Source organism: Herbaspirillum sp. B65, from assembly GCF_000333555.1.
GTDB lineage: Bacteria > Pseudomonadota > Gammaproteobacteria > Burkholderiales > Burkholderiaceae_D > Herbaspirillum > Herbaspirillum rubrisubalbicans.
The window spans coordinates 1-3,806 of the sequence record NZ_BADI01001048.1; the positions used below are offsets into that span (position 1 = coordinate 1).

Genomic DNA, 3,806 nt, shown 5'->3' on the forward strand with positions numbered 1-3,806 from the left:
CGCTTTTCCATCCATTCGTGGAACGACGACAAGACCGTCAACGAACCCTGGATGTATCCCGAGGCGACTGCCCAGATCGCTGCGCTCATCAAGCTGCGCTACCGCTTCATTCCTTACCTGTATGAATTGTTGTGGCAATCCACCCGGGATTACCAGCCGGTGCTGCGCCCGACCTTCGCGCAGTTCCCGCAGGATCGTCGCTGCTATGAAGAATGTGACGAGATGATGCTGGGCAGCGACCTGCTGGTCGCGCCCGTGGTCGAGGCCGGACAGACCGAGCGCGAGCTCTATCTGCCAGCCGGTGCGGATTGGGTGTCGTACTGGAGCGGCGAGAGCTTTGCCGGCGGCCAGCGCGTGCGCCTTCCAGCGCCCTGGGAGCAGCCGGTGATGCTCATCCGCAAGGGCGGCGTGATCCCCATGAACGTGGCCGAACCACACTTCGGCCAGCCCGCCGATGCGCGCGCCTTCCTGGTGGTGCCGGTGCCCGGTGAGGGTGAAGCCAGCGGCGGCTGCATCGAGGACGATGGCCACAGCCAGGCCTGGCGCGAAGGCCAGCAGGGACGCTGGCAGGTGCGCGCCCGCAGCGATGCCCACAGCATCACGCTGCAGGTGACGCAGGAAGGCCAGATGCCGGTGGCCACCGACACGGTGGACATCTGGCTGCCGGCGGGCGACACCCGCACCCTGCACACACCTGAGGCCCGCATCGCCAGCGAGCACAACCCGTCCGGGACTGGTGGACGGGTTCTTCTGGCCTGCATCGGTGTAGCGAGATGATGTCTACTCCTTCACCGCCCCCGTCATCCCCGACACGTAATACTCCACAAAGAACGAATACACCACCGCCACCGGTAGCGAGCCCAGCAGCGCCCCGGCCATCAGCGCGCCCCAGTGATACACGTCGCCATCCACCAGTTCGGTGACGATCCCCACCGGTACCGTCTTTACTTCCGAGGATGAAATGAAGGTCAGCGCATAGATGAATTCATTCCACGACAGCGTGAAGGCAAAGATGCCCGCCGAGATCAGTCCGGGCACGGCCAGCGGCAGGATGATCTTGACCAGGATTTCCCAGCGCGTAGCACCGTCGATCAATGCGCACTCTTCCAGTTCGTAGGGAATGGATCGGAAGTAGCCCATCAAGAGCCAGGTGCAGAACGGGATCAGGAAGGTCGGATAGGTCAGAATCAGTGCCCAGCGCGTATCGAACAGGCCCAGCTTGAACACGATGGCCGCCAGCGGAATGAAGAGGATGGAAGGCGGGATCAGGTAGGCCAGGAAGATGCCCAGCCCGACCTGCTTGGAACCCTGGAAGCGCAGCCGTTCGATGGCATAGGCGGCAAATACGCTGGCCGCCAGCGAGGCAAAGGTGGAGACTACCGAGACGATCACCGTGTTCAACAGCCAGGCCGGATACTGGGTGTCGAACAAGAGCTTCTTGAAGTGCGCCAGCGTGGGGGCGACCACCCAGAACGGGTTGCCGGTCTGCGAGAGCAATTCATTGTCGGGCTTGAAGGCGGTGATCACCATCCAGTAGAACGGGAACAGCAGCACGAACAGGAAGATCAGCAGCGGAATATAGATCGTCACCCACTTGCGCGGGGTCGATTGCAGGAAATCCATGCCCTGGGTTTCCATCTGGTCGTCTTTTTTCTTGGCCATTATTTGTCACCTCCTTGTTGCCAGCCGCGACGTTGCAGGCCGAAGTAAGAGAACATGATCGCTGCCAGCAGGAAGGGGATCATGTAGGTGGCCAGCGCCGCGCCTTCACCCAATGCACCGCCGGGAATGGCGCGCTGGAACGACAGCGTAGCCATCAGGTGGGTGGCGTTCAAGGGGCCGCCGCGGGTGAGCACATAGATCAGCTGGAAGTCGGTGAAGGTGAACAGCACCGAGAAGGTCATCACCACCGCGATGATCGGCGTCAACAGCGGCAGGGTCACGTGGCGGAACTGCTGCCAGGGCGTGGCACCGTCGATGGCGGCAGCCTCGTACAGTGACGGCGAGATGGTCTGCAGACCGGCCAACAGCGAAATCGCCACGAAGGGAATACCGCGCCAGACATTGGCAAAGACCGTGGACCAGCGTGCATTCCACGGGTCGCCCAGGAAGTCGATGTAATGGTCGATCAGGCCCATCTTGTGCAGAGCCCAGCTGATGACGGAGAACTGCGCGTCATACAGCCACCAGAACGCCAGTGCCGATAATGCCGTGNGTACGATCCAGGGCAGCAGCACGATGGCGCGGAAGAAGGTCTTCAGCGGCACGTTCTTGTTGAGCAGGATGGCCAGCCACAGGCCCAGCATGAACTTGAGGATGCTGGCGCTGACCGTGTAGAACACGGTATTGAACAGCGACAGTTGGGCCAGCGAGTCGCCGGCCAGGTAGCTGAAGTTGTCCAGGCCGACGAAGCTGCCTTCGCCGCCGATCTTGGTGTCGGTGAAGCCCAGCCAGATGCCCAGGCCCAGCGGGTAGGTCAGGAACACCACCAGCAGGATCACGGCCGGGGCCATGAACAGCATCCCCAGTACGTTACGGTTGTTCAGGAATCGGGATAGCATGATGTGCCTCGATGAAATGGCCGCAGGGCGTGCCTGCGGCCGATACGATGATCGCGTGCGTCTTGGAGTCTTCGTGCCTGCACGTTGCTGCGCCGGGCTGGCAGGCCCTGACAACCTGCCCCTTGGCCCGCTGTCCCGAGGCAACCCGGCGTGGCCGCGTGAAGGCTCAAACCATCGGCATCAAGCCTTGTAGTAGCGCTTGGCGCGTTCGGCTGCGCGGTCGATGGCCTGCTGCACGGTCTTGGCGCCGGATGCCGCTTCGGCCACCATGTCCACCACCACATAGTCCGCCATGCAGGCCGCCGAGGCTTGTCCCAGCGGGCCTTCGTGGCCATGGTCCAGCATCAGCGAGGCCGAGTCGCGGTACACCGTGGCCTTGGGGTCGTCGGTCCAGACCGGGTTCTTTTCGTAGGCCTTGAGCGACTGGCTGACGTAGCCGATGGAGGCCTTCATCCATGGGTTGTACTGGTCCGGCTCGAACATGAATTGCACGAAGGCCTTGGCCGCGTTGGGGTACTTGGTGTGCTTGAAGACCATCATCTGCGTGATCTGCATCAGCTCGGAGGGCTTGCCCACCGGACCGATGGGGAAGTGCGCGTGCTGGGTGTCGCGGCCGATCTCCTGCAGCTTGGGGTCTTGCGAATTCTTGGCGGCGTAGTAGACCGAGATGCCGTTGGCCGTCAGGCTGATCTGGCCATCCAGATAGGCCTTGTTGTTGGACGGATCCTGCCAGGACAGGGTGCCCGGTACGAAGGTGGCATAGAGCTGCTTGGCGTATTCCAGCGCGGCGCGGGTCTCGGGCGAGTTGATGACGACCTGGCCCTGCTTGTTCACCAGCTTGCCGCCGTGCGACCACAACAGCCAGTGCGCCCAGTTGTTGGGCATCCCCACGGCCTTGCCCAGGGCGAAGCCGACCGGGGTGTCCTTGGCCTTCAATGCCTGGCACAGCTTGAGGAAGCCGGCCGTGTCCTTGGGGATGGCATCGAAGCCGGCGGCCTTGATCTGGCTTTCGCGATAGACCAGGGCATTGCCGATCACGCCCAGCGGCAGGGCGATCCACTTGCCGTCCTTGGTGCCGTACTTGCGGCAGACGTCGTACCAGCCGCCATAGCGCTTGCCCAGCGAATCGGCCAGGTCGGTCATGTCGATCAGCTTGGTCGGGTACTGTTGCGGGTCGTCAAACCAGCCCAGCACGATGTCCGGACCGCTGCCCACGTTGGCGGCCACGGCCGATTTCGGACGCAC

At 62.7% G+C, this 3,806-nt stretch carries 4 protein-coding genes; 1 reads left to right on the forward strand and 3 read right to left on the reverse strand.

Going from position 1 to position 3,806, the window contains the following annotated elements:
• The coding region (locus tag I5W_RS24570; protein ID WP_044531219.1) for a TIM-barrel domain-containing protein at nucleotides 1–777 on the forward strand (777 nt) is incomplete at its 5' end.
• Between the two features lie 3 nt (nucleotides 778–780).
• Here the strand turns inward: I5W_RS24570 and I5W_RS24575 are convergent.
• The 3 genes from I5W_RS24575 to I5W_RS24585 form a co-directional block, all read right to left on the reverse strand.
• On the reverse strand, nucleotides 781–1,662 hold the full coding sequence (locus I5W_RS24575) for a carbohydrate ABC transporter permease (RefSeq protein WP_017453014.1): 882 nt from the start codon (nucleotides 1,660–1,662) through the stop codon (nucleotides 781–783).
• Nucleotides 1,662–2,561: a carbohydrate ABC transporter permease gene (locus tag I5W_RS24580; RefSeq protein ID WP_044531220.1), complete on the reverse strand. Its 900-nt coding sequence runs from the start codon at nucleotides 2,559–2,561 to the stop codon at nucleotides 1,662–1,664. Before I5W_RS24580 ends, I5W_RS24575 begins: the two co-directional genes overlap by 1 nt.
• Before the next feature lie 180 nt (nucleotides 2,562–2,741).
• Nucleotides 2,742–3,806: ABC transporter substrate-binding protein (locus tag I5W_RS24585; RefSeq protein WP_044531221.1), on the reverse strand; the 1,065-nt coding region annotated here is incomplete at its 5' end.